The organism is Microbacterium sp. (genome assembly GCF_046295495.1).
Taxonomy (GTDB): domain Bacteria; phylum Actinomycetota; class Actinomycetes; order Actinomycetales; family Microbacteriaceae; genus Microbacterium.
On sequence record NZ_JBKBNC010000011.1, the window covers coordinates 63571 to 86959 of the forward strand.

The following is a 23389-nucleotide window of genomic DNA, read 5'->3' on the forward strand; positions in this document are numbered from 1 at the left end:
CGGCGGGCGCGGACGGGTCGGTCATCAGCCGATCACCACCCGCGGGCGGCTGCGAACGGCGTCGGAGATGCGCAGCAGGAAGGCCACGATGATCCAGTTGGCGATCAGCGAGGACCCACCGGCGGCGAGGAACGGCGTCGTCAGTCCCGTGAGCGGGATGACGCGGGTCACACCGCCGACCATGATGAACACCTGCAACGCGATGGTGAAGCTGAAGCCCGTCGCGAGGAGCTTGCCGAAGTCGTCCTGCCCGGCGAGTCCGACGCGGATGCCGCGGCTGGTGAACACCATGTACAGCGCCAGGATCGCGAAGAGGCCCACCAGGCCGAGTTCCTCGCCCAGGCTCGGCACGATGTAGTCGCTCTGCGACAGCGGCGTGATGTACGGACGGCCCTGGCCCAGGCCGGTGCCGAAGAGTCCGCCGTGCGACAGGCCGAAGATGCCCTGCACGAGCTGGTAGCTGCCGCCGTCGCGGTCGATGACCTCGGGGTCGAACGCGCCCAGCCAGTTGGCGAAACGCCCCTGCACGTAGGGGAGGACGCGGGATGCCAGGAACGCGCCGCTGGCGACGAGGATCAGGCCGATGAAGACCCAGCTCGTCTTACCGGTGGCCGCGTAGAGCATCGCGACGAACATGCCGAAGATGAGCAGGCCGGTTCCGAGGTCGCGCTGCAGCACGATGATGCCGAGCGAGACGAGCCAGATGATGAGCACCGGTCCCAGCTCGCGGGCGCGCGGCCACGTCATGAACAGGAAGCGGGTTCCGGTCGAGGTGAGGCTCTCGCGGGTGCGCACCAGGTAGCCGGCGAAGAAGATCGCCAGGCAGATCTTGGCCAGCTCACCGGGCTGGAACGACACGAAGCCGAGCGAGACCCATACGTCGGCGTTCTGATCCGTGCCCAGGCCCGGTACGAACGGCAGGAGCAGGAGCAGGATGCCGACCAGGCCCGACAGGTACGTGAAGCGGAACAGCACGCGATAGTTGCGCACGAAGATCAGCACGGCCAGGGCGCTGACCATCGCGAGCACAGCCCAGGCGATCTGGCGGTGGCCCGTGGCATCCCATCCGCTGATCTGATCGGCGAGGTCGATGCGGTAGATCATCGCGATGCCGAGGCCCGTGAGCACCGTGGCGATGGGCAGGACGAAGGGGTCGGCGTCGCGCACGCGCAGACGCAGCACCACGTGCATGGCCAGGGAGAGGACCGCCGGGATCGCCGCGAGGGTGAGGAACCCGGGATCGATCGCGCCCGTGGCTCCCAGCTGCACGAGCGCGACGGCCGCACCGTAGACGGCGATGGCGAACACCAGCAGACCCAGTTCGCGATTGCGCTGGGTGGCGGGGACGCGGATCTTCTTGAGCGCGCGCATGACCGCCGTGTCGGTCGACACGGTGTCGGGCGAACGCGTTCGGCTCTGGTCGGTCATCCGGTTCCCTCCGCCGCCGGTCGCAGGCGATCGACGATCAGCTCCGCATCGGACAGCGACCGCGCCGAGATCGTGGCCTCGACGGTCTGCCGGTCGAAGTCCGAGAGGTCGGCGAGCACGATGTCGGTGTCTTCGTACACGGTCGACAGCGAGATCGGACCGATCGACTGCTGGATGCCGCGGTAGATCACGACCGAGTCGTCGTCGGCGCCGACGTAGTAACGGGTCTGCGTCCAGTTGTACCCGGCGAACAGGCCGAGGCCGATGCCCGCGAGAACGATCAGCAGGGCGGCGAGCCAACCCAATCGCCGGCGGCGCGCGCGGCGACGGTCTTCTTCGATGAGCTCCTCAAGGAACTCGGCCGCTGGCTCGAAGTGGGTGGGTTCGTTGGCGACCTGGCGGGCGTGGTGCAGCCAGTTCGAGCGGCCCGGACGCGCGGCGGGGACGACCACGCCGCTGGGCGTGGAGGCCGAACCGACGATGGTGGGGGTGCCGATGAACACGGGGTGCTGACCGCCGACGTCGACGATCACGACCGTGACGTTGTCGGGCGCGCCGCCGTCGAGCGCCTGCTTGAGCAGGGCGTCGGCGGTGCGTGCGGGAGGCAGTCCGAGCGCGAGGGTCTTGGCGGTGTGGTCGTCGTCGACGACGCCGGACAAGCCGTCGGAGCACAGCAGCCAGCGGTCGCCGTCCTGCGTCGGCATGATGAAGCTGTCGACCTCGGGATCGGGGTCCATGTCGCCGAGAACGCGCATGAGCACCGAGCGACGCGGGTGGTACCGCGCCTCCTCCGGCGTGATCCGACCCGAGTCGACCAGGCGCTGCACGAAGGTGTGATCGGCGGTGATCTGCGTGAGCGTGTCGTCGCGGTACAGGTAGATGCGCGAGTCGCCGATGTGACCGATGACGGCGTAGTCGTCGACCATCACCAGCGCGCTGACCGTGGTCCCCATCCCGGCGAGCTCCGGGCGGCGTGCCACGGTGTCGATCAGCTCGGCGGCGGTGTCGGCGAGGGCGTCGCGGATCGCGTGTTCGGCTTCGGCCGGCGTGCGGAACGGCTGGTCGAGCTCGGTCAGGCGTCCGATCGCCAGGCTCGAGGCGACGTCACCGCCCGCGTGACCGCCCATGCCGTCGGCGACCACGAAGAGATTGGACCCGGCGTAGCCGGAATCCTGATTGTTGGAGCGCACCTTGCCCGTGTGGGAGATGGCGGCGCTCGAGCCCTGGAAGACCATGGAGGTGGCTTACGTCCTCAACTCGAACGTGGTCGCGCCGACCTTGATCGGGGCGCCCACCTTCACCTGAACGGGGGAGGCCACGCGCACGCCGTCGTGGGTCGTCCCGTTGGTGGAGTCGAGGTCTTGCAGCATCCACTGCTCGCCCCACAGCACGAGGCGGGCGTGGTGGCTGGAGGTGTAGTCGTCGCGGATCACCAGGCCCGACTCGCTCGAGCGTCCGATCGTCAGGGGCTCGGTGCCGAGCGGCAGCTCGAGGCCGGCCTTGGGACCGCTCGTGATCACGATGCGAGACACCGTCGCGGTGGTCGCGAGACCACCCGCGGGAGCCGGTGCGGGTGCCGCCGGGCGCTTGACCTGGGTGGTGACGGCGTCGGGCGACGACGTCGGCGTGGCCACCGCCGCGGCGGGGGATGCCGCAGGCTCGGGGAGCTTGCGCACCTTGACACCGAAGAGGTCGGCGCGCAGCGAGTACACGACACCGAACACGAAGAACCACAGCAGGACGAGGAACCCGCCCTGCAGAAGAAGAAGAGTCAACTGACTCATGACTGGGGTCCCCGCTCCCGGACGTCGAAGATGCTCGTGGCGTCGGGCGCCGACGGGCGCCGCGGCGGCTGCGCCTGCGCGACCACACGGAACACGATATTGGTGCGACCGATCGAAATCGTGGAATCGGGCGGCAATGCGGCCTCCGACACCTTGCGACCGTTGAGGGTGGTGCCGTTGGTGGAGCCGAGGTCTCGGACCATCGCGCGCTCGCCGTCCCAGAGGATCTCGACGTGCTTCCGGCTCGTCCCGGCGTCGGGGATGGTGATGTCCGCGTCGCTTCCGCGACCGATCACTGTGCGCGCGCCCGTGAGGGGATGCCGCTTGCCGTCGATGTCGACGACACCCCGCCAGGCGACCCGGCCCTCGGTGGTCTGCGAGTCCACGCGCAGCGTGCCGGTCGACAGCGACGAGTCGCGTTCGATCGAGATGGCCACGGGGCCCGCGAAGGAGTAGCCCTGCGTCCGCGCGTGCTTCTTCACGAGCGTGTCGAGTTCGCTCAGAAGGGTGGAGCCGAGGGCGCCCATCTTCTCGTCGTCGGCCGGAGACAGGCGCACCGAGAAGGTGTTGGGCGCGAGGATGCGGTCGCGCGTTACCACCACCGCCTTCTTGTCGAGCTCGCTGCGCAGCGCCGACGCGATCTCCACCGGCTGGATGCCACTGCGGAAGGTCTTCGCGAACGCACCGTTGACGGCGCGTTCGAGACCCTTCTCGAAACTGTCGAGTAGTCCCACGAGACTCCTTCAGGCAGGCAGACCAGTAGGCACATCGTAGTCAGGGCGGCTGGACAGGTCATGGAAGCGGTCATCGGGACCCGCGTTTCGTGACGCGCCCGCCGCCGTGATATTCTCGGGAAGTTGGTCGCGTGGCATCCTGGATGCCGCGCACGCGCGAGTGGCGGAATAGGTAGACGCGCTGGCTTCAGGTGCCAGTGCCCGCAAGGGCGTGGGGGTTCAAGTCCCCCCTCGCGCACCACGCAGAAAGACCCCCGGGGTTCCTCCCCCGGGGGTCTTTCGCATTCTTCCGAGGCGCGCCAAAGTTATCCACAGTTTCCACGGGGTGTGAGCGAATCCGTGCGCCCGTGGGGCAGGACCGTCGTCACGCGCCCCGAACCGCGGAATTACGCGCGTGTAATTCTTGGAATCCCGCGGAACGACGGCGATTGCGCACTCGCTCGCCAGTCCGGCCCCCAACGCTGACGTGGACTTCCCACAGGGTTATCCACACCCCGTCGGCCGCTTGTGCACAGCGTTGTCCACAGGAAGCTCGACCGTCGCGTGGTTCACCTCATCGCGCGCGGCTCGAACACACACACGTCCAGCGCTCTCGCGCAACCCACCCCCCGATTTCGCTAGCTGGGAGGAAGCTGTATACAACGAGAGCTCGCCGTGTGCGGGCATCGGTTCACACTCGCGAAAGGAACAACGACATGGGATTCTTCGGATTTCTCCTCCTCGGCCTGCTGGCCGGCGCCATCGCCAAGCTGATCCTCCCCGGTAAGCAGGGCGGCGGCTGGTTGATCACTCTGCTTCTCGGCGTCGTCGGCGCCCTGCTCGGCGGATTCCTGGGAGGCCTGCTGTTCAACGCTCCTCTCGAGGACTTCTTCTCCATTCAGACGTGGCTGCTGGCCATCGGCGGCTCGATCATCGTGCTGCTGATCTACGGCCTCATCGTGGGTCGTCGCTCCGCGCGCTGACGAACACGATGAAGACCCGGGGCGGTGGGACCGCGCCCCGGGTCTTTTCGCGTCCGCGGGCGCGTCGCGCGGCGGTCGAGCCCGCCCGCGGCGGCTTTACTGGTCGTGATGACGAAACGTCCCGGCCTCCCCTTCACGCTCGCCCTCGCCGCCGGACTCCTCGCGGCCGTGGTCGTGGTGTGGCCGCAGGGGGTCGGCATCCATCGATTGCCGGTGGTGGCGAATCTCGTCGCGCTGCGGGGGATCCTGGCGCTGGGACTCGTCGCGCTCGCCGTCGTGTGTGCGCTCATCGCAGGCGTGCGTCGGTCATGGGGAGTGGCAGCCGGGCTCGCGACCGCGCTGGCCGTGGCTGCCCTCAGCACCGGTGGCATCCTCGCCGTGCGCGGTTTCGGTGGTCCCGAGGCCGACGCCGACCTGACCGTCGTGGCCTGGAACGCCTACGGGGGTGGTGCGTCACCCGAAAGCATCGCCCGCCTCGTTCGCGACTCGGGTGCTGATGTGGTGAGCCTCCCCGAGACCGACGCCGATGCGGCGGCGGAGGTGGTCGGCATCCTGATGCGGAACGGCATCCGGATGCGCGCCGACACGGTCAGGGCCGCCCCCGGTGGCGAGGTGATCCCGACCTCGATCCTGATCTCGGAAGAGCTGGGCCCCTACGTGCGCGACGGCACCCCGGGTTCGACGCCCGGTCTCCCGAGCGGGGTGTGGCGCCCGGTCGACGGGAACGGACCGGTCCTCGTCGCGGCGCACCCCATGCCTCCTCTTCCGGGTCTCACGGACGAGTGGGTCGCCGGTCTGGAGTGGATCGCCGGTCGATGCGACGAGCCCGACGTCATCGTCGCGGGAGACCTCAACGCCACCGTCGACCATCTCGCGGGACTCGGTCTCGACGGGGGCGTCGTCGGCGGATGCCGGGATGCCGCCGCCGACGCCGGTGCGGCCGCGCTGGGCACCTGGCCGGTCCGTCTACCGCCGGGACTCGCCGCCCCGATCGACCATGTCCTGGTCGGGGTGTCGTGGCGGGTACGCGCGTTCGAGGTGCAGACGGGGTTCGACGACGCCGGCAGCGATCACCGGCCGGTCGTGGCGAGGTTGTCGCGGGGCTGAGGGGACGGTGGTCGTCGACGCGGTCGGCGGGCGCTCATCACTCCAGGGTGGGCGGCAGCACGTACACGACATCGGCTTCGTCGCGACCGTGCTCGACGAAGCCGAGGCGCGCGAGCATGTCGTGCGACGGCTCGTCGTCGGCGGAGACGCAAGCGTACAGGGGGCGCTCGGCCTCGCGCACCGTCAGCTGACGCAGTGCCTCGGTCGGGACGTCGGGGTCGGCATCCGGTGCGACGGCCAACAGGATCTCCCGGTCGCCGTCGACGTCCATCGATCCGGCCAGTCCCGTGATTCGGCCGTCCTCCACGATGACGTGGACGCTGACACCCTCCCGCTCGACCCAGGCGTCGAAGGCCGCGCGGTCGTCGAGCTGTGCCCGGGGCCACGACGAGGTGCTGGTGCGCATCGCCGTGTAGGCGGCATCGCGGTCGTCGTCGGTCAGGTCGCGCAACTCCATGGGTGCCATGACGTCACGCTATCGGGAGGCCGTCCGCGTGCCGCGGTGCTTGTGCCCTCAGGCGAATCCGTGCAGGGTCAGGAAGGTCCAGCTGGCGCCGTTGGCGTCGCGTCGTGCGAGCTGCTCACGCAGGTGGCGGAAGAGCGCGGGACGGGTCTCGTCGGCGATGCTCGTCCAGCCCTCGAGATTGCGACGCAGCACGAGGTCGATCTGCTCGAACGTCTTGCGGTAGACGACGTTGCGCGATGCGGCGACCAGGTGCGAATGGAACGCGAGCATCGCGTCGACGTACGCGCGCGAGGATTCGGCGTCACGGAGCGCGTCGACGAGCGGGAGCATCTCGGCGATCTCCTCATCGGAGGCGCGGGGAAGCGCCACGTGCAGCACACCGGCGATCGTGTGCGCGGCGAACTCCCGCATGTCGGTGCGGGCTCTGTCGGTGAGGGCGGCGACGCGCGTGTAACGATTGGCGGCGACCTCGACCAGGCCGATGCGCTCCAGCCGCTGCAGCGCCTCGCGGACGGGGGTTCGCGAGATGCCCATCAGGGCGGCCAGTTCCACGTCGCGCAGGCGGTCGCCGGCGCGGAGTCGGCCATCCACGATGGCCCCGCCGAGAGAGCGATACGCCTCGTCGACGAGGGCCGATGCGCGACGCCGACCATCCATGTGCCGGATTTTACGACCCTTGGTTATCACAGAACATCGTCATAACTCCCTGATTCTTCGTTTTCGTGTCGCGCGCACGCCGTCGCGCCGGTAAAGTGATCGCCGTCACGCCTCGCGTGACATATCCGGGGGGATCCGTCGACGCCCGGGCTTTGAGCAGTGCTCAGCCCGGGCGTCGTATGGGCTTCCGCTTTCGTCCGGCCGTTCTCCCCGCCATTCCGCCCGACGCAACATTTGTGTCACGGTCCCGTGCGCGGCGGAAGCGCGGCCGTTACCTTGGGGGCACAGTCCGGCGCGCTCGGTGCCGGCTCAAGCGGAAAACGGCATGACGATGAGCACGCAGGGCACGGTCAAGTGGTTCAACTCGGAGAAGGGCTTCGGTTTCATCGCTCCCGATGACGGCAGCCAGGACGTCTTCGCGCACTACAGCGCGATCCAGTCGGGGGGCTACCGCTCGCTCGAGGAGAACCAGCGCGTGGAGTTCGAGGTCGCCCAGGGCCCCAAGGGCCTGCAGGCGGAGAACATCCGCCCCCTCTGAACGGGTCGGCCCCGGCCGATCGGGCCCCGGCCGTGCGCGTCGCACAGTCGGGGCCATCGGTGTGGGCGGCGGGGGTCGAGGTCGGTCGCGACCGGTGAGCACGTGCGGGCGGCGGAGATGTCGCCCGCCTACCCGTCTGCGAACCGACCTCACGGCGACGCCCCGACGGCCATCGCCGTCCCGTGGGCGCGTACGGGCCGCCCGGCGGTCCCGGCCTCGGACGGTCGCGCCGGTTCGTTGCCTCAGTCGTGGAACGCGGGAACGGCATGCCACGCCGCGCGGGCGTGCGCCAGGGCGACGACGGCGTCGGTCGACGCGCGGGCTGCGGCGAGTTCGCGACGGGCCCTCTCGAGGCGGAGCCGGTCGTCGATCGACGACTCGTCGTCTCGCGCGTCGGCGGCGGCCAGCGCGGCTCGAGCGCAGGCGAGGGTCCCGGGAAGAGCCGCGCGGGCCGCCTCGAGGCGAACGCGCTGACTCACCGCTTCCCCGAGGGCGAGGTCGCGGACCTCTCGCACGCGGGCGACGGTGGCGATCGCCTCGCGCGGACGGCGCGCGGCCCCCGCGGCGGCGGAGTCCAGCTGCTCTTGCGCGGTGCGAAGACGCTCGAGGGCGGCGGGCGCGCAGTCGGAAGGACGTTCCGTGGCCGTCGTCAGTGCGGCGCTGAGCTCCTCGCGAACCGCCGCGAGTTCGGCGTCGGCGTTGTCCGCGGCCTGAAGGGCGATGCGGTGCGCGTCCTCGACGGCGCGGACGTGACGCTCGGCGCGCCGGAGCGCTTCCGTCGCCACGTGGATCGCGGCGGGAGAGGGAGCGTCGGTGAGGGCGGCGTCGGCATCGGCGAGAGCCTCGGCGGCGGCGCGGGCGGCATCCTGCGCTTCCCTCCAGTCGACGGGATCGAATCTCAGACGCAGTGCCGCCAGAAGAGGTACCGGATCGCCCGATGTGGCGACGAGCGTGTCGCGGCGGGCACGGGCGGCGGCACGCAGGCCGTCGGGGGAGCGATTCGTCGTCGCCCACTGCGCGAGCTGCGCGCGCGTCGCCTCGACGCTCGAGAGCTGCGCCTGGAGAGCCTGGCCCACGCGACGGGCCCGATCGAGCCGGTGCGCGGGGAGGGTCGAGGTGTCGGCGAGGTCGCTCACGTCTGCGAAGCCACGATCGCGCGTGCGACGGGCGGCGGTGCGTGCGCGACGGAGCTCGGTGGGCGTGTCGGGGGCATCGAGGGCGTCGGCCGCGTCGAAGGCGACGTCGAGTTCGTCGACGGCGTCGTCGAGGCGCCGCAGCATCTCCGCGGCGTCCGCCGCGGCCGCGTCGGCGGCTGCACGCACGCGCGGGGACCGGCGGTGCAGGCGCACGGCCGCGACGACGAAGGCGACGACGAGAAGGGCCGCGGCCAGGGCGATGAGGAGGGGCAGCGCCCCGCCGGAGTCAGTCACCGGCGGGATCGTCGACCAGCAGAAGCGCCCTCAGCTGCTCGATGTCGTCGACGGCGGCCTGGGCACCGTCGGCCTCGTGCGGCCAGCTGAAGCCCCACCGGACGAAGACGACGGGGACGTCGGCATCCCGTCCCCCCTCGACGTCATGGTGTCGATCGCCGATCAGCACGGGGCGCGAGACGTCGAAGCCGTTCGCCGCGAGACGGCGCAGGGCCTCCCGCACGATGTCGGACTTGGCGCTCAGCGTGCGCTCGTCGAGGCTGGCTCCGACCATCGCCTCGAGGTCGGGCGCGAGGCCGAAGTGGTCCATCAGCGCGACGACCTGCACCTCGGGCTTCGAGCTCGCGGTGGACTGCGGAACGCCGGCGGCGTGCAGGTCGTGGACGAGCTCGCCGACGCCCGGGTAGAGCCGCGCGCTCACGGTGTAGCCCTCGCTCTTGTTCAGTCCTCGGTAGAAAGCCACCGCCTCGGTCGCCTCGTCGGGGGTCATGCCGACATTCGCCTGGAAGGACTCGAACATCGGCGGTCCGATCCAGTGCGACAGCTCGCCCCGGGTCGGCGCGCGTCGGCCGAAGTGTTCGAGCGTGGTCGTCAGGCGGCGGAGGATTCCCTCCGATGCGTCGACGAGGGTTCCGTCGACGTCCCACAGGACGCAGGAGAAGGGGGAGCGTACGGGCATGCGTCCACGCTACCGGCGCGCCTCGGGATCGGGTCGTCGCGCGCGGCCGCCAGGATCATGTCGCCCGGAGCGGCTCTGCGATCGAGGGGCCGCACCTCCGGCGATCCCGTGATGGTCAGAACAGGCGGGGTGCGCCGGAGTGCACGCCCTTCATCTCGTCGTAGTCGAGCGTGAGGCAGCGGATGCCGCGGTCGGTGGCGAGCACGCGCGCCTGGGGCTTGATCTCCTGCGCCGCGAAGACGCCGGTCACGGGGGCGAGCAGGGGATCGCGGTTCAGCAGCTCGAGGTAGCGCGTGAGCTGCTCGACGCCGTCGATGTCGCCGCGGCGTTTGACCTCGATCGCCACGGTGCCCGTGCCGTCGTCGTTGCGCAGGAGGAGGTCGACGGGGCCGATCGCGGTGGGGTATTCGCGGCGTACGAGTGTGAGGTTCTCTCCCACGACCGAGACCTGTTCGGCCAGCAGCCGCTGCAGATCGGCCTCGACGCCGTCTTTGATGAGGCCCGGGTCGACGCCCAGGTCGTGGGCCGTGTCGTGGATGATCTCGTGGATGCGCACGAGGAGGGCGTCGCCCGTCTTGGCGTGCGCGACCCGCCAGCGCTCGATGACGCCGTCTTCGACGTCGACCTCGTCGGGCTGCTCGACGGTGAGGCTGCACGGCGGGCTCATCCAGTTGAGCGGCTTGTACGACCCGCCGTCGGAGTGCACGAGCAGACTCCCGTCACCCTTGTGCACGAGCAGGCGGGTGGCGAGGGGGAGATGCGCGTTGAGACGGCCGGTGTAGTCGACGGAGCAACGGGCGATGACGAGACGCACCCGACGAGCCTAATCGCGCCGAGCCGGCTGCGCGGTCTTCGTCTCGCCGACCGCCAGCGGCCTGGCCGCGCCCGAGAAGAGGCCGGATGCCACGATCAGGCCGACCACGATCAGCAGCGTGTTGAGCAGACCGATGTGGTCGCCGATCCAGCCGAGGATCGGCGGTCCGCAGAGGAAGGCGACGTAGCCGATCGTGGCGGCCGCCGCCACGCGTGAGGCGGCCTTGGTGGGGTCGTGGGCCGCGGGCGCCAAACCCAAGGGGGAGCCCACCGACGCGCCCCGCCCCCCCACCGCGGCCCCCGCGGACACGACGGGCCCCCACCGCGCGAGGATGAACAGCAGCAGTCCCGCCGCCGCCGTTCCGGCGAGAACGCGCAGCACCAGGACCCGGCCCAGGCGGTCGACCACGGGGCCACCGGCGATGCGGCCGACGGTCATGGCCACCGAGAACACGGCCAGCACCGCGGGGCCGGCCTCCTCGGGGGCGCCGTGACCGTACACGACGGCGGAGGGGAGCCAATCATTGGCGCTCCCCTCGGCGAAGGCCATGCCGAGCATGATGACGCCGAGCGTGTAGGTGCGGGGTTCGCGCCAGGCCTCGAGCGACGTCGCGAGGCGCTCGCGCCAGTGCGCGCGCTCCGGCGCGGCGGACGAGTCCTCGGCGACCTCGGCGCGCGGAACATTGGCGACCGACAGGAAGGCCACCACGAGGATCACCACCCCCATGGCGACGCTGTGCGCGAGGACGGGGACCTCGAGACGGACCGCCAGGAAGCCCAGGCCCGCGCCGACCACGGTGCCGAAGCTGAAGAACGCGTGCAGCAGCGGCATGATCGTGCGGCCGGTGGCCTTCTCGAGGGCGGCGCCCTCGACGTTCATCATGACGTCGACCGCCCCGTTGCCGAAGCCGAAGAGGGCGAGACCCACCAGGGCGACGCCGAAGAACTGGAGGGTGTCGGCACCGAACCCGATGACGGCGAGACCGATGCCCACGAGGATCAGGGCGACGAGCATGCCCGAGCGCGCTCCCAGCCGGGCGATCACGGCCGGGGCGATGGACAGGCCGATGATGGATGCCACGCCCATGCCGAGCAGCAGCAGGCCGACGCCGGAGTTCTCGATGCCGAGGGACTCGCGGATGGCGGGGACCCGTGACGCCCAGGTGGAGATGCTGAGCCCGCTGGCGAGGAAGATGGCGCAGATCGCGATGTGCCACCGCACGAGCTGGGAACGGGACAGCGACGAGGTGGGCATGCGGACACTGTACCGAATCGATTCGGTGTCGATCGAATCGATTCGGCGAGCCGGCGGGTCACGGGTACGATCGGCCCGTGAGCACCCGCCGCGCCACCATCAGCGACGTCGCCCGAGAGGCCGGCGTGTCCGCGTCGACGGCATCCGTCGTGTTCAGTGGCAAGACCCCCACCTCCGAGGCCACCCGTGCGCGGGTCCTGGCGGCCGCCGAGCAGCTCGGCTACACCGGTCCCGATCCCCGCGCCGCCTCGCTCCGCCGCGGGCGCAGCGGCATCGTCGGTGTGGTGTTCGATCAGCACCTCGGCACGGCGTTCCTCGATCCGGTCACCACGCACATGATGGACGGCCTGGCCGACGGCGTCTCGCGGCTCGGCGCGGCGCTGTTACTGCTCCGCGACGACGGCGAGACGGTCAGCGAACCCTCGTTGCACACCGCCCCGATCGACGCCGCAGTGCTGATCGGCTGCAGCCCGCGCATGCGGGACTCCCTCGAGATCGTGCGGGGGCGCGGCATCCCGGTCGTCGTCGTCGAGGGCGACGCGGGCGACGGCATTCCCCAGGTGCTGCTCGACAACGTCGAGGCGCAGCGCGAGGCCGCGCGTCACGTGGCTGCGCTCGGGCACCGCGAAGTCGTCCTGGTCACGCTCCCCGTCGACGCCTCGCGTCGCCGCGGGTGGATCTCCGACGATGCCGCCGTGCGCGTCGACGTCACCGCCGATCGCCTGAGGGGGGCGCGCGAGATCTTCCCCGAGGCGCCCGCGCTCGCGGCCGCCACGAGCTCGATCGACGAGGGCGCGATCGCCGGTCGCGCGATCTTCGCCGACGCCGCGCGGCGACCGACGGCCGTGATCGCGCAGAGCGATCTGCTCGCGGCGGGCGTGATCCGCGCCGCCGAGGAGGCCGGACTCCGTGTTCCGCAGGACGTCAGCGTCACGGGGTTCGACGGCGTCGTCGTCGACGGCCTCGCCCCGCACGTGCTCACTACCCTGGTCCAGCCGGCCACGGCGAAGGGGCGGGCCGCGGGCGAGGCGGTCGCGGCGATGCTCGAGGGCGCGACGCCGTCGGGCCTCGACCTCCAGTGCGCCTTCCGAGAGGGCACGACGACCGCTCCGCCGCGTACCACATGAGGATCCCCGTCCCCGCGGCTCTCATGCTCCCCATAGAATAGGTTCGACACCCCGAGAGCCCGAGCACCCGCTCGTCGACCCCGAGGAGGCCCGAACATGCTGGTATTCCTCGGCGCGTTCGCGGCCCTGCCCCTGCTCCTCCCGTGGCTCGTCTCGCGGATCGGCGCCCGCGCGTTCTACGTCGCCGCCGTGCTCCCCGTCCTCGCTTTCGCGCACGCGATCGTCCTCGCTCCGGCCGTCTTCGCGGGTGACATTCCATTCGAGGAATACCGGTGGATCCCCGCGATCGACGTCGCGCTCTCGATGCGCATGGACGTGCTCGGCTGGCTGCTGACGCTGGTGGTCACGGGGGTCGGCGCCCTCGTCATGCTCTACTGTCGCTGGTACTTCCGCGGCAAGACGCGGGGCGTCGGGCAGTTCTCGGCCGTTCTCCTCGCCTTCGCCGGCGCGATGTACGGGCTCGTGCTCACGGACGACATCGTGGTGCTGGTCATGCTGTGGGAAGCGACGAGCGTCCTGTCGTACCTGCTCATCGGGTACTACCACGCCCGCGCAGCGAGCCGCCGCGCCGCGCTTCAGGCGCTGCTGGTGACCACCCTCGGCGGTCTGGTCATGCTGATCGGCGTGGTGCTGCTGGTCGTACAGGCCGGCACCTCGAGCCTGTCGACCATCCTCGCCGACCCGCCCACCGGCACGGTCGTCGACATCGCCGTCCTTCTGCTGCTGGTGGGTGCGCTCAGCAAGTCGGCGATCTTCCCGTTCCATTTCTGGCTCCCCGGCGCGATGGCCGCGCCGACCCCGGTCAGCGCCTATCTGCACGCGGCGGCCATGGTGAAGGCCGGCATCTACCTCATCGCGCGCCTGGCACCCGGCTTCGCCGAGACGCCGTTCTGGCGGCCGACCCTCATCACGCTCGGTGTGTTCACCATGCTGCTGGGCGGGTTCCAGGCCCTGCGCGAACGCGACCTCAAGCGCATCCTGGCCTTCGGTACCGTGAGCCAGCTCGGGTTCCTCACCGTCATGCTCGGCTACGGAACCCGGGATGCCGCCCTCGCGGGCGTCGCGCTCCTGCTCAGCCACGCGCTGTTCAAGTCGTGCCTGTTCCTCGTCGTCGGCGTGATCGACCGTCAGCTCAACACCCGCGACATCGGGCAGCTGTCGGGGCTCGGGAGGCAGGCGCCGGTCATGGCGACCGCGTCCTTCATCGCGATCGCCTCGATGGCCGGCGTCATCCCGACCCTCGGCTTCGTGGCGAAGGAGACGGCGCTGACGGCGCTCCTGCACGAGGCGGAAGCCGGAGCACCCTGGGGTCTGGTCGCGCTGATCGGCGTCGTCCTGGGTTCCGCCCTGACGGCGGGCTACGGCATCCGGTTCCTGTGGGGTGCGTACTGGACCAAGCGCGACGTCGAGACGACGGACTGGCCCGACCCGCCGATCGGCTTCCTGTCGGCCCCCGTCCTGCTGGCCGGCGCGTCGCTGGCTCTGGGCTTCCTCGCGCCGATCGTCGACCACTGGCTCGCGCCCTACGCCGACGACCTGCCCGAGGCGACGACCGGGGTGCCGGCGCCGGAGTATCCGTACCATCTCGCGCTCTGGCACGGTCTGGAGCCCGCGCTGTTCATCTCGCTGGGCACGCTCGCCCTCGGGGCGGCCGTGTTCTGGCTCGTGCGCAAGACGCAGCTGCACACGCGCAAGCGCCTGCTGCCCTTCACCGCCAACGACGCGTACAACGCCGCCCTGCGGGGCGTCGACCACTCGTCGGAGTGGGTCACGGCGCGCTTCCAGCGCGGCTCGCTCCCGTTCTACGTCGGCACGATCTTCGTGGTGTTCGTCGTGGCCGAGGGCACCGCGCTCCTGGCCTCGCGCGACTGGCGCGCTCAGCTCGACGCCTGGCAGTCGCCGACGCAGCTCATCGCCGCACCACTCATGATCGCCGCCGGCATCCTGGCCGTCCGCGCGCGCAAGCGCTACACGGGTGTCGCCCTGGTGTCGGTGACGGGCCTCGGTCTGGTCGTGCTCTTCGCCACCAGCGGCGCGCCCGACCTCGCACTGACGCAGGTGCTCGTCGAGACCGTGACGCTCGTGGTGTTCGCCCTCGTGCTGCGGCGTCTGCCGGCGCGCATGGGCGAGCACAACGAGTCGGTCGCCCCGCTGGCCCGCGCCGTGCTCGGCGCCGGTGTGGGTCTCATGATGGCACTCGTGGCCATCGTCGCCACCGGTGCGCGGCAGGACCTTCCGATCTCGCTCGAATGGCCCGCGCTCGCGTACGAGATCGGTCACGGGCGCAACGTCGTCAACGTCGCCCTGGTCGACCTGCGCGGCTGGGACACGATGGGCGAGCTCTCGGTGCTGATCCTCGCGGCGACGGGCGTGGCATCCCTGGTGTTCATCACCGACCGCAGCGACAACCTGAACCGCCGCTCGGGCACGGCCCGCAGTCGGGTCGGCCTCGGCCGTCGTCGTCCGTTGATCGAGACCGACGCCGGGGTGCGCGCGCAGCGCGCCGGCGAGTCCGGGGCTCCGCGCGCCTGGCTCATCTCGGGGTCGAAGGTGCAGCCCGAGAACCGCTCGATCCTGCTCGAGATCATCATCCGCGTGCTGTTCCACTCGATCATGGTCGCCTCGCTCTACCTACTGTTCGCCGGTCACAACCTCCCCGGCGGCGGGTTCGCGGGCGGACTCGTTGCCGGCATGGGGCTCGTGATGCGCTACATCGCCGGTGGTCGCTGGGAGCTGGGTGCCGCGGCACCCACCGACGCGGGCCGCCTGCTGGGAGCGGGTATGGCCATCGCGGTGCTGTGCGCCCTCGTGCCGATGGTGTTCGGCTTCGCTCCGCTTCAGAGCTTCACCTTCGAGGGCGAGTTGCCGCTCATCGGGCACTGGGAGTTCGTCACCAGCACGATCTTCGACATCGGGGTGTACCTCGTGGTGATCGGCCTCGTGCTCGACGTGCTGCGCAGCCTCGGCGCCGAGGTCGACCGGCAGTCGCAGCTGCCCGAAGACGCGGAGGTGGTCGGCTCATGAGCATCTCGCTCGTCCTGGTCATCGTGATGGCCGTGCTCTTCGCGTGCGGTGTGTACGCCATGCTCGAGCGCAGCCTCACCCGCGTGCTGATCGGCTTCCTGCTCCTGGGCAATGCCGCCAACCTGCTCCTGCTCGTGGTCATGGGTGCCCCCGGTCGTGCCCCCTTCTACGACGGCGGTGAGACGGATGCCGCCGACATGTCCGACTCGCTCCCGCAGGCGTTGACGCTCACGGCGATCGTCATCACGTTCAGCATCTCGGCGTTCCTGCTGGCCCTGATCTACCGGTCGTGGCAGCTGGGGCAGGCGGACACCGTCATCGACGACGCCGACGACGTGGCCCTGCGCACGCGCACCGCCGAAGAGGTCGAGGATGCGATGGACGAGGAGTCCCGCTCCGACGACGAAGACGTCACCACCGACTTCGTCGGCGACGTCGCCAACCCCATCCGCGTGCTGCACCAGGGCGACCTCTCGCAGCTCGTGGACGACGCCCCGGTCGATCGAGTCGCGGTACGCCGCGACACCGACGGTCCCGCGAGCGACTCCCGCGACCCCCAGGACGGTGATCGCTCGTGAGCGCCCTCGTGCCCCTGCTCGTCGGCATCCCCCTCATCGGCGCCGCGATCAACCTCATCTTCGGCCGCCGGAAGAGGACGCAGATCGTCGTCTCGGTCGCCGCCCTCACGACGGTGCTCGTGCTGGGGGCCATCCTCCTCGTCACGGTCGACACGAGCGGTCCCATCGCGGTCGCGATCGCGGCATGGCAGATCCCGCTGGGCATCGTGCTCTACGTCGACGTGCTCGCGGCGCTGCTGGTCGTGGTCACGAGCATCGTGCTCCTCGCGGTGCTGCTCTTCTCGATCGGGCAGGGAGCCGCCGACAACGACGCGGACACGCCCGTCTCGATCTTCTATCCGGCCTACCTGATCCTCGGCGCGGGCATCTTCAACGCCTTCATCGCCGGCGACCTGTTCAACCTCTACGTGGGCTTCGAGATCCTGCTGGTCGCCTCCTACGTGCTGATCACCCTCGGGGGCACGGAGTCGCGCATCCGCACGGGCGTGGTCTACATCGTGGTGTCGCTGGTGTCGTCGATCCTGTTCCTCGCCGCGATCGCCATGGTCTACGGCGCCCTGGGCACCGTGAACATGGTGCAGATCAGCGAGCGCATGGCGCTGCTGCCGCAGGACACGCAGACGATCCTGCACCTCATGCTCCTGCTCGCCTTCGCGATCAAGGCGGCCGTGTTCCCCCTGTCGTTCTGGCTGCCCGACTCGTACCCGACCGCGCCCGCGCCGGTCACGGCGGTGTTCGCGGGCCTGCTCACCAAGGTCGGCGTCTACGCGATCATCCGCACCGAGACGCAGCTCTTCGTCGACAACGACATCAACTTCCTGCTGATGATGGTCGCTCTGGCCACGATGATCGTCGGCGTGCTGGGGGCGGTCGCCCAGGCCGAGCTCAAACGCATCCTGTCGTTCACGCTCGTGAGCCACATCGGCTACATGATCTTCGGGCTCGCGATCAACACGCCGCTCGCGATCGGCGCGACGATCTACTACATCGTCCACCACATCATCGTGCAGACCACCCTGTTCCTCGCGGTGGGGCTCATCGAGCGCAAGGCGGGCAGCACCTCGATCCTCAAGGTCAAGGGCCTCATGCGCGGCGCACCCCTGCTCGCGGTGCTGTACTTCATCCCCGCGATCAATCTGGGCGGCCTCCCGCCGTTCTCGGGCTTCATCGGCAAGTACGCGCTGTTCGATGCGGCGGCCGAGGTGGGCACCCCGGTGATGATGGTCTTGATCGTCGGCGGCATCGTCACGTCGGTGCTGACCCTGTACGCCCTCATGCGCGCGTGGAACCTCTCGTTCTGGCGCGAAGACGATGACTCCGCCGAGACGAGCGAACGCATCGCCTACCTCGGCAACGCCCCCGCCGCGGCCATCTCGACCGAGCGTCGCACGATCCCCAAGATCATGACGTTCGCGACGGCCGGAATGGTCGCCGTGACGATCTCCCTGACCGTGTTCGCCGGACCGCTCCTCGACGCGTGCCTGCGCGCGGGGGAGCGGGTCGCCGACGGCGTCACCCTCGTGCAGCTGCAGGAACAGGCGGGCCAACGATGAGCCCGTCGCGTCGGTCCCAGGTCTCGCTCTTCCTGCACCAGCTGCCCCTGCTGGTGTGGCTCGTCGCCCTGTGGATGCTGTTGTGGGGCCAGCTCACGTGGCTCGCTCTGCTGACGGGCCTCGTGATGGCGGTCTTCGTCACGCGCGTGTTCCGTCTGCCGCCGGTCGAGCTGTCGGGGCGCATCAACCTCTGGTACGGCCTCATCTTCGTCGTCACGTTCCTCGGCGCCGTCATCAAGGGCTCGTTGATCGTGGCCTGGCAGGTGCTCGACGTCCGGCGTCAGCCGGGGGCCGCGATCATCGCCGTGCCGTTGCGGGTCGACGACGACGTGATCATGGCGCACACCGCTGTCACGGCATCCCTCATCCCGGGCTCGCTCATCGTCGACGTCGACCGCGAGAACCGCACCCTGTTCCTGCACACGATCGGTGTGCGAAACGACGAGGATGCCGAGCGCCAGCGTCGCGTGGTGCTCGGGTGGGAGGCACGCATCACGCGTGCCGTCGGCTCGAAGGAAGAGTTGCAGGAACTGCGCGCGAAGATCGCCGAATCGCACCCCGAGGCCCGCCACGGCGCGGCGTCCCCTCGCGACGGGAGGACCCCGCTGTGACCACCGCCCTCGTCGTCGTCATCCTCGTCGTCTTCGCCGCCGCCGCCGTCCTGGCGCTGATCCGACTGGTGATCGGCCCGTCGATCCTCGACCGCGCGGTCGCGGCCGACGTGATGCTGACCGAGGTGGTCTGCATCCTGGGCGCCGACATGGTCATCAACCATCACACGCGGTCGCTGCCGGCGATGCTCATCATCGCCGCGGTGGGCGTGTTCGGTTCGATCGCCGTCGCCCGCTTCGTCGCGCGGAAGGAGAACCCGCGATGACGCCCGAATCCGTGCTCGACACCGTCGCCCTCGTGCTCGTGCTGATCGGTGCCGTGCTGTGCCTGACGGCCACCATCGGCCTGCTGCGGTGGCGCGACGTGCCCACCCGCCTGCACGCGGCGACCAAGCCCCAGGTGCTGGGCGTGCTGATCATCGTCGTGGCGGTCGCTCTCGCGCTGCGCACGTGGGAGGTCGTGGCCTTCGGCATCCCGGTCGTGCTCATCCAGTTCGCCACGGCACCGCTCGCCGCGCACATGGTGGGGCGGGCGGCTTATCGCAACCGCACCACCGACGAGGAGAACCTCTACGTCGACGAGCTGCACCACCGCACCGAGCAGCCCGGGTCGACCGGGGCTCAGGAGCGACCCGAGCGCTGAGCGCCGGCCGTCGGCATCCGTCAGACGTCGGCTTCCCGCACGTCGTCGCGCGCCTGCGGTGAGGGGGTGCCCTCGGCGGGTTCGGGGGTGTCGGTGCGGTGGTCGAGCTCGCGTGCCTCGCGCTCTTCGCGACGGCCCTCGGCGAGGAAGGCCAGCCGGTTCAGACACTCGTGGTTGCGCAGGACGAGCAGTGGCTTCCACAGCAGCGACGGCAGCACCGCGGCCGCGCCCGACACGGGCTCCTCCGCGATCGTGACGGCGGTGCCCTCGGCATGCGGGCGCGCGTCGATGCGGATGACGCCGCGGCCCAGGATGCCGGCTCGGGGCCGCAGGCGCAGCACTCTCGGGGGATCCCACTCGACGATCTCGGTCTGGTCGTGGATCATGACGGGCCACACGCCGAGGGAGTGGTGGATGCGCGACCCCTCGCGGGGCCACTGCTCGTCGACGTCGCGCATGCGCGCAGCTCCCACGACCCACACGGGGTAGAGCCAGCCGTCCGAGAGCACGGCGAAGAGGTCGTCGGGCGTGCAGCGCATGAGGCGGGTGTTGCGGGCGGCCATGGCATCCCTCCGGTCGGCGTGCTTCGACCTTATGCCGGGCGCGTCGTCTCCCGCGGTGTCTTGACGAGGGCACGGACCGGGCGGCGCGGGGCGAGGGCGTGCGTCAGCCGATCAGGCTCGGCTGCAGGTCGCGGAGCGTGCGGTGGTGCGTCATGCGCGTGACGCCGATCGCCGCGAGCAGCACGCCGCCGGCCATCCAGGCCCCCAGCACCAGCAGATCGGGACCGACTCGCGAGACGTCACCGCCGTACATGACCTGGCGCATGGCATCCACGACGTATCCCATCGGCAGCACGTGGTGCAGGGCCGCCAGGGGCGCGGGAAGCGTCTGCCAGGGGAACGTGCCGCCGGCGGTCACCAGCTGCAGCACCATCAGCACCAGACCCAGGAATTGCCCGACCGAGCCGAGCCACACGTTCAGCGCGAGCACGATCGCCGCGTACGTCGCCGAGGCGAAGAGCAGGATGCCGAGGGCGGCCCACGGATTCGCGAACGAGAACTGCAGCGTGACGGCGAGCACCGTGAACAGTCCGACCATCTGCAGGGCCCCGAGGCCCGCGGGGGTCAGCCACCCGGCCAGGGTCACGCGCACGGGGGAGCGCAGCGCCGTGACGGCGCGCTTGGAGACGGGCTTCACGATGAGGAACAGCGCGTAGATGCCGATCCAGCCCGCCAGCGCCGCGAAGAAGGGCGCGAGGCCCGCACCGTAGTTCTGCGCCTTGGTGACCGAGCTCGTGCCGACCGCGACCGGATCGCTGATCGCGGCGGCCTGCGCCTGGCGGGTGGCGTCGTCGGAGTCGGGGATCTGCTCGACACCCGAGGCGAGGCCGTCGCGCAGCTGCGTCGCTCCGCCGGAGAGCTGGCCGATGCCGTCGTCGAGCGCGGCCGCGCCGTCGCGGAGCTGAGCGGATCCGTCGCGCAGCTGGACGGCGCCGGATGCCGCGGAGGCGGCGCCGTCGGCGAGGGCCGAGGCTCCATCGGCCGCGGTAGCGGCGCCGGAGGCGACCGTGGCGCTGCCGGCGGCGACCCGCCGAGCGCCGTCGTCGAGCTCGTCGATCTGGTCGACGGTGTCCTGGACGCGGGTGTTCGCCGCCTCCAGGCGTTGTCCCACCGGGTCGAGGCGCGCGAGGACCCGGTCGATGCGGGCCTGACTCAGCCCGGCGTCGGCAAGAGCCGTCGCGATGTCGGCGCGGGCCTCGGGCAACTGCGCCGCGGCCTCTCCCGCCGCCGAGCCGACCCTGCGGGCGGCGGCGTCGATGCGATCGACTCCACCGGCCACCTGCTGCGCGCCGTCGGCGACCTGCGCCGATCCGTCGCGCAACTGGGCGGTGCCGTCGCGGAGGCGCGTGGCGCCGGCGGAGAGCTGCGCGGTGCCGTCGGCGAGGGTCGCCGATCCGTCGGCCAGGGTCACCGAGCCGCCGGCGAGCCGGGAGGAGCCGTCCTTCGCGCTTGCGAGACCGTCGACGAGCTGCGTCGCCCCGGTCGTGGCATCCACGAGGCTCACGCGGATCGTGTGCAGGGCGTCGAGAAGGGTGAGTCCCGCTTCGTCGACCACTTTCTGGGCGACCGACGCCTGGATGCGCGCGACGGCCTGCGTGCCGATCGTCGAGGCGAGGTAGTTGTTGGCGTCGTTCGTGCGCAGCTCGATGTCGGCCTGGCGCGGGGCCGCGCTCGAATGCGACGCCACGGCGTCGGTGAAGTCGGCGGGAAGGGTCACGACGAAGTCGAAGTCTCCGGCCTGCAGGCCCGCGTCGGCCTGGTCGGATGAGACCCGGTGCCACTCGAACGTGTCGCTGTCGAGCAGCTGGTCGGCCGCCTCGTCGCCGAGGTTGCGCTGCTGGCCGTTGACCTCGGCGCCGCGGTCGTCGACGACGAGGGCCACGGGCACGTTCGAGAGGTTGCCGTAGGGGTCCTGATTGGCCCAGAGGTACAGGCCGCCGTAGAGGATCGGCACGGCGAGCAGTGCGATCAGGGCCAGCACCGACATGCGCGTGGAGGTGAGACGGCGTAGTTCGGCCGTGATCATCTGCGGGATCTTCATCGCGTCGCCTCCTCGGCTTCGTCGAGCACCTCGATCGCCGCGCGGGACGCCTGCCCCGCGATCACGAGCACGGCGTACCCGCGCTCCGCGAACTCCCGGGCGATGCGCCACCAGCCGGCGGGTTCGCCGCCGTGCCGGTCGGGGGCCACGAGCACGAGGCCTTCGACACCCGTGCGCAGCGCCGCGAGCTCGAGCAGCAGGCGGATGCGCGCCGCAGGTTCGATGTTGCCGATCGGGAGACCGGCGACCGCGTCGAGCCCGAGGCCCTCGAGCCAGCGCGCGGCCGCGAAGGGCGTCGGCGCGTGCCCCGCGAACATCAGCTCTTCCGCGACCACGCCGGTGACGGTGACGTTCGTCTCCGGCTCCGACACCACGGGCGCATCGACGAGCGCGACGCGGCGGCGGATCGCGCCGGCATCCGTTCGTCCGTCGATCGTGACGGAGCCGCCGTCGGTCTTCATGCGGCCGGATGCCACCAGGCCCAGGACCGTGGGACGCTGCTCGGTCTCGGCCACGACGAGGGTGGCCGTTCCGGTCTCGAAGGATGTCGAGGTGGGGGGGAGGGCGCTGCGGCCCTTGGCCACGGCGTCGACGACGATTCTCACTGCGCCTCCAGATCAGGGTGTCGAGCGAGGAGTTCACGCGACTCGGTCCACGACAGCCCCGCCATGCCGAGCACCGCGCACACGGCGATGGAGCGGGCCGTGGAGGATTCGGCATCCACCCGGGACACCACCATGCGACCGGTTTCTTCGAGCAGGCGGGCGAGGGTCGGAGCGGGGAGGTCGGTGCGCAGCTCGCCGGCGCCTTGACCCCGCCGCACGATCGCGTCGATGCGGCGGCGCAGCGGAGCGAGGGCCGCGGAGGTCTCGGGCAGGTGCGCGTCGTCGAGGGCGAGGGCCGCGGCGGCCTGCACGTGGGCGGCCTCGCGCCAGAGCTCGGATGCCAGGCGGGCGAGGGCCACACGGGAGTCGTCGTCGTCGACGTCGTCGGCGATGGCGTTGAAGCGGGCGGCGCCCGCGGCGATGACCTCGCGCACGATGGCGTTGCGGTCGTCGAAGTGGCCGTAGAGCGCACGGCGCGACAGGCCCGCGCGGCGGGCGATGGTGTCGATCGAGGCGCGCGGGTCGTGGCCGATCGCTGCGGTGGCGGCGTCGAGGATGCCGGCGCGGTTCTCGACGGCGTCGCGGCGGCGGACGGGGGTACTCACGAGGGATGAGTGTACGCCGAAAGTGCACGTGAGTGTGCAAGTTAATCGCAGCCGTGCGCGTCCTGCGCTGACGCGCGCTGCTCGGCGACGCATGAGTGCCGACACGACGCAGGACTATCGGGCCGAGAGGTCGCCCGCGCGGCCCTCCCCCCGGCGTGTGCCGCGGGGGCGCCCCGGCAGTCCGGG

General features: G+C 70.7%; 24 protein-coding genes and 1 tRNA gene. 11 read left to right on the plus strand and 14 right to left on the minus strand.

All coding sequences use genetic code 11. The features are described 5' to 3' along the window. Window positions 1–24 precede the first annotated feature (24 nt). The 4 genes from ACK4LS_RS06460 to ACK4LS_RS06475 are packed head-to-tail and all read right to left on the minus strand — an operon-like array spanning window position 25 to window position 3946. On the minus strand, window positions 25–1428 hold the full coding sequence (locus ACK4LS_RS06460; protein ID WP_409714903.1) for an FtsW/RodA/SpoVE family cell cycle protein: 1404 nt from the start codon (window positions 1426–1428) through the stop codon (window positions 25–27). After that, complete coding sequence (locus ACK4LS_RS06465; protein ID WP_409714906.1) at window positions 1425–2663, minus strand: PP2C family protein-serine/threonine phosphatase; 1239 nt, start codon at window positions 2661–2663, stop codon at window positions 1425–1427. Before ACK4LS_RS06465 ends, ACK4LS_RS06460 begins: the two co-directional genes overlap by 4 nt. 9 nt (window positions 2664–2672) lie before the next feature. Beyond that, on the minus strand, window positions 2673–3212 hold the full coding sequence (locus tag ACK4LS_RS06470; protein ID WP_409714909.1) for an FHA domain-containing protein: 540 nt from the start codon (window positions 3210–3212) through the stop codon (window positions 2673–2675). After that, the gene (locus ACK4LS_RS06475; RefSeq protein ID WP_409714912.1) at window positions 3209–3946 is read right to left on the minus strand and encodes an FhaA domain-containing protein; all 738 of its coding nucleotides are present in this window, start codon (window positions 3944–3946) and stop codon (window positions 3209–3211) included. Before ACK4LS_RS06475 ends, ACK4LS_RS06470 begins: the two co-directional genes overlap by 4 nt. 154 nt (window positions 3947–4100) lie before the next feature. Here ACK4LS_RS06475 and ACK4LS_RS06480 point away from each other — a divergent pair. The 3 genes from ACK4LS_RS06480 to ACK4LS_RS06490 all read left to right on the plus strand — a co-directional run bounded on the left by ACK4LS_RS06480 (window position 4101) and on the right by ACK4LS_RS06490 (window position 6015). Continuing rightward, window positions 4101–4187 (plus strand) — tRNA-Leu (locus ACK4LS_RS06480). A 454-nt stretch (window positions 4188–4641) separates the two neighbouring features. After that, the gene (locus ACK4LS_RS06485; protein ID WP_409714915.1) at window positions 4642–4908 is read left to right on the plus strand and encodes a GlsB/YeaQ/YmgE family stress response membrane protein; all 267 of its coding nucleotides are present in this window, start codon (window positions 4642–4644) and stop codon (window positions 4906–4908) included. A 108-nt stretch (window positions 4909–5016) separates the two neighbouring features. Beyond that, window positions 5017–6015 carry an endonuclease/exonuclease/phosphatase family protein gene (locus ACK4LS_RS06490; RefSeq protein WP_409714918.1) on the plus strand — a complete coding sequence of 333 codons (999 nt, stop codon included), beginning with the start codon at window positions 5017–5019 and terminating at the stop codon, window positions 6013–6015. A 37-nt stretch (window positions 6016–6052) separates the two neighbouring features. Here the strand turns inward: ACK4LS_RS06490 and ACK4LS_RS06495 are convergent, their stop codons facing one another. Further along, entirely contained in the window at window positions 6053–6481 is a 429-nt protein-coding gene (locus ACK4LS_RS06495; RefSeq protein ID WP_409714921.1) for a hypothetical protein, read from the minus strand. A gap of 48 nt (window positions 6482–6529) precedes the next feature. Then, window positions 6530–7138, minus strand: coding sequence for a GntR family transcriptional regulator (locus ACK4LS_RS06500; protein ID WP_409714923.1), 609 nt, complete (start codon window positions 7136–7138; stop codon window positions 6530–6532). 331 nt (window positions 7139–7469) lie between these two features. On the opposite strand from ACK4LS_RS06500, the gene ACK4LS_RS06505 reads away from it, so the two are divergent. After that, on the plus strand, window positions 7470–7676 hold the full coding sequence (locus ACK4LS_RS06505) for a cold-shock protein (protein ID WP_056225145.1): 207 nt from the start codon (window positions 7470–7472) through the stop codon (window positions 7674–7676). Between the two features lie 242 nt (window positions 7677–7918). Here the strand turns inward: ACK4LS_RS06505 and ACK4LS_RS06510 are convergent, their stop codons facing one another. The 4 genes from ACK4LS_RS06510 to ACK4LS_RS06525 form a co-directional block, all read right to left on the minus strand. Further along, entirely contained in the window at window positions 7919–9106 is a 1188-nt protein-coding gene (locus ACK4LS_RS06510) for a hypothetical protein (RefSeq protein ID WP_409714926.1), read from the minus strand. Beyond that, window positions 9099–9785 carry an HAD hydrolase-like protein gene (locus ACK4LS_RS06515; RefSeq protein ID WP_409714929.1) on the minus strand — a complete coding sequence of 229 codons (687 nt, stop codon included), beginning with the start codon at window positions 9783–9785 and terminating at the stop codon, window positions 9099–9101. Before ACK4LS_RS06515 ends, ACK4LS_RS06510 begins: the two co-directional genes overlap by 8 nt. Window positions 9786–9900: 115 nt before the next feature. Beyond that, entirely contained in the window at window positions 9901–10599 is a 699-nt protein-coding gene (gene nucS / locus ACK4LS_RS06520; RefSeq protein ID WP_409714932.1) for an endonuclease NucS, read from the minus strand. A 9-nt stretch (window positions 10600–10608) separates the two neighbouring features. Beyond that, window positions 10609–11853, minus strand: a complete 1245-nt coding sequence (locus ACK4LS_RS06525; RefSeq protein WP_409714935.1) for an MFS transporter — start codon at window positions 11851–11853, stop codon at window positions 10609–10611. Between the two features lie 77 nt (window positions 11854–11930). Between ACK4LS_RS06525 and ACK4LS_RS06530 the strand changes: the two genes are divergently transcribed. From ACK4LS_RS06530 to mnhG, 7 genes are all read left to right on the plus strand, one after another. Further along, entirely contained in the window at window positions 11931–12980 is a 1050-nt protein-coding gene (locus ACK4LS_RS06530; RefSeq protein WP_409714938.1) for a LacI family DNA-binding transcriptional regulator, read from the plus strand. Between the two features lie 96 nt (window positions 12981–13076). After that, window positions 13077–16004, plus strand: a complete 2928-nt coding sequence (locus ACK4LS_RS06535) for a Na+/H+ antiporter subunit A (protein ID WP_409714941.1) — start codon at window positions 13077–13079, stop codon at window positions 16002–16004. Then, window positions 16001–16582: a Na(+)/H(+) antiporter subunit C gene (locus ACK4LS_RS06540; protein ID WP_409714945.1), complete on the plus strand. Its 582-nt coding sequence runs from the start codon at window positions 16001–16003 to the stop codon at window positions 16580–16582. The genes ACK4LS_RS06535 and ACK4LS_RS06540 overlap by 4 nt, the downstream gene beginning before the upstream one ends. Further along, entirely contained in the window at window positions 16579–18135 is a 1557-nt protein-coding gene (locus ACK4LS_RS06545) for a Na+/H+ antiporter subunit D (protein ID WP_409714948.1), read from the plus strand. The genes ACK4LS_RS06540 and ACK4LS_RS06545 overlap by 4 nt, the downstream gene beginning before the upstream one ends. Continuing rightward, a complete protein-coding gene (locus ACK4LS_RS06550) occupies window positions 18132–18746 on the plus strand; it encodes a Na+/H+ antiporter subunit E (protein ID WP_409714951.1) in 615 nt (204 codons plus the stop codon). Before ACK4LS_RS06545 ends, ACK4LS_RS06550 begins: the two co-directional genes overlap by 4 nt. Further along, window positions 18743–19012 (plus strand): monovalent cation/H+ antiporter complex subunit F, encoded by a 270-nt coding sequence (locus ACK4LS_RS06555; protein ID WP_409714954.1) that lies wholly within the window; start codon window positions 18743–18745, stop codon window positions 19010–19012. The genes ACK4LS_RS06550 and ACK4LS_RS06555 overlap by 4 nt, the downstream gene beginning before the upstream one ends. Beyond that, entirely contained in the window at window positions 19009–19389 is a 381-nt protein-coding gene (gene mnhG, locus ACK4LS_RS06560) for a monovalent cation/H(+) antiporter subunit G (RefSeq protein WP_409714957.1), read from the plus strand. Before ACK4LS_RS06555 ends, mnhG begins: the two co-directional genes overlap by 4 nt. 20 nt (window positions 19390–19409) lie before the next feature. Here the strand turns inward: mnhG and ACK4LS_RS06565 are convergent, their stop codons facing one another. From ACK4LS_RS06565 to ACK4LS_RS06580, 4 genes are all read right to left on the minus strand, one after another. Further along, complete coding sequence (locus ACK4LS_RS06565) at window positions 19410–19952, minus strand: SRPBCC family protein (protein WP_409714960.1); 543 nt, start codon at window positions 19950–19952, stop codon at window positions 19410–19412. Between the two features lie 103 nt (window positions 19953–20055). Next, window positions 20056–21993, minus strand: a complete 1938-nt coding sequence (locus ACK4LS_RS06570) for a YhgE/Pip family protein (protein WP_409714963.1) — start codon at window positions 21991–21993, stop codon at window positions 20056–20058. After that, complete coding sequence (locus ACK4LS_RS06575; protein ID WP_409714966.1) at window positions 21990–22598, minus strand: hypothetical protein; 609 nt, start codon at window positions 22596–22598, stop codon at window positions 21990–21992. Before ACK4LS_RS06575 ends, ACK4LS_RS06570 begins: the two co-directional genes overlap by 4 nt. Further along, complete coding sequence (locus ACK4LS_RS06580) at window positions 22595–23203, minus strand: TetR/AcrR family transcriptional regulator (protein ID WP_409714969.1); 609 nt, start codon at window positions 23201–23203, stop codon at window positions 22595–22597. Before ACK4LS_RS06580 ends, ACK4LS_RS06575 begins: the two co-directional genes overlap by 4 nt. Window positions 23204–23389 lie beyond the last annotated feature (186 nt).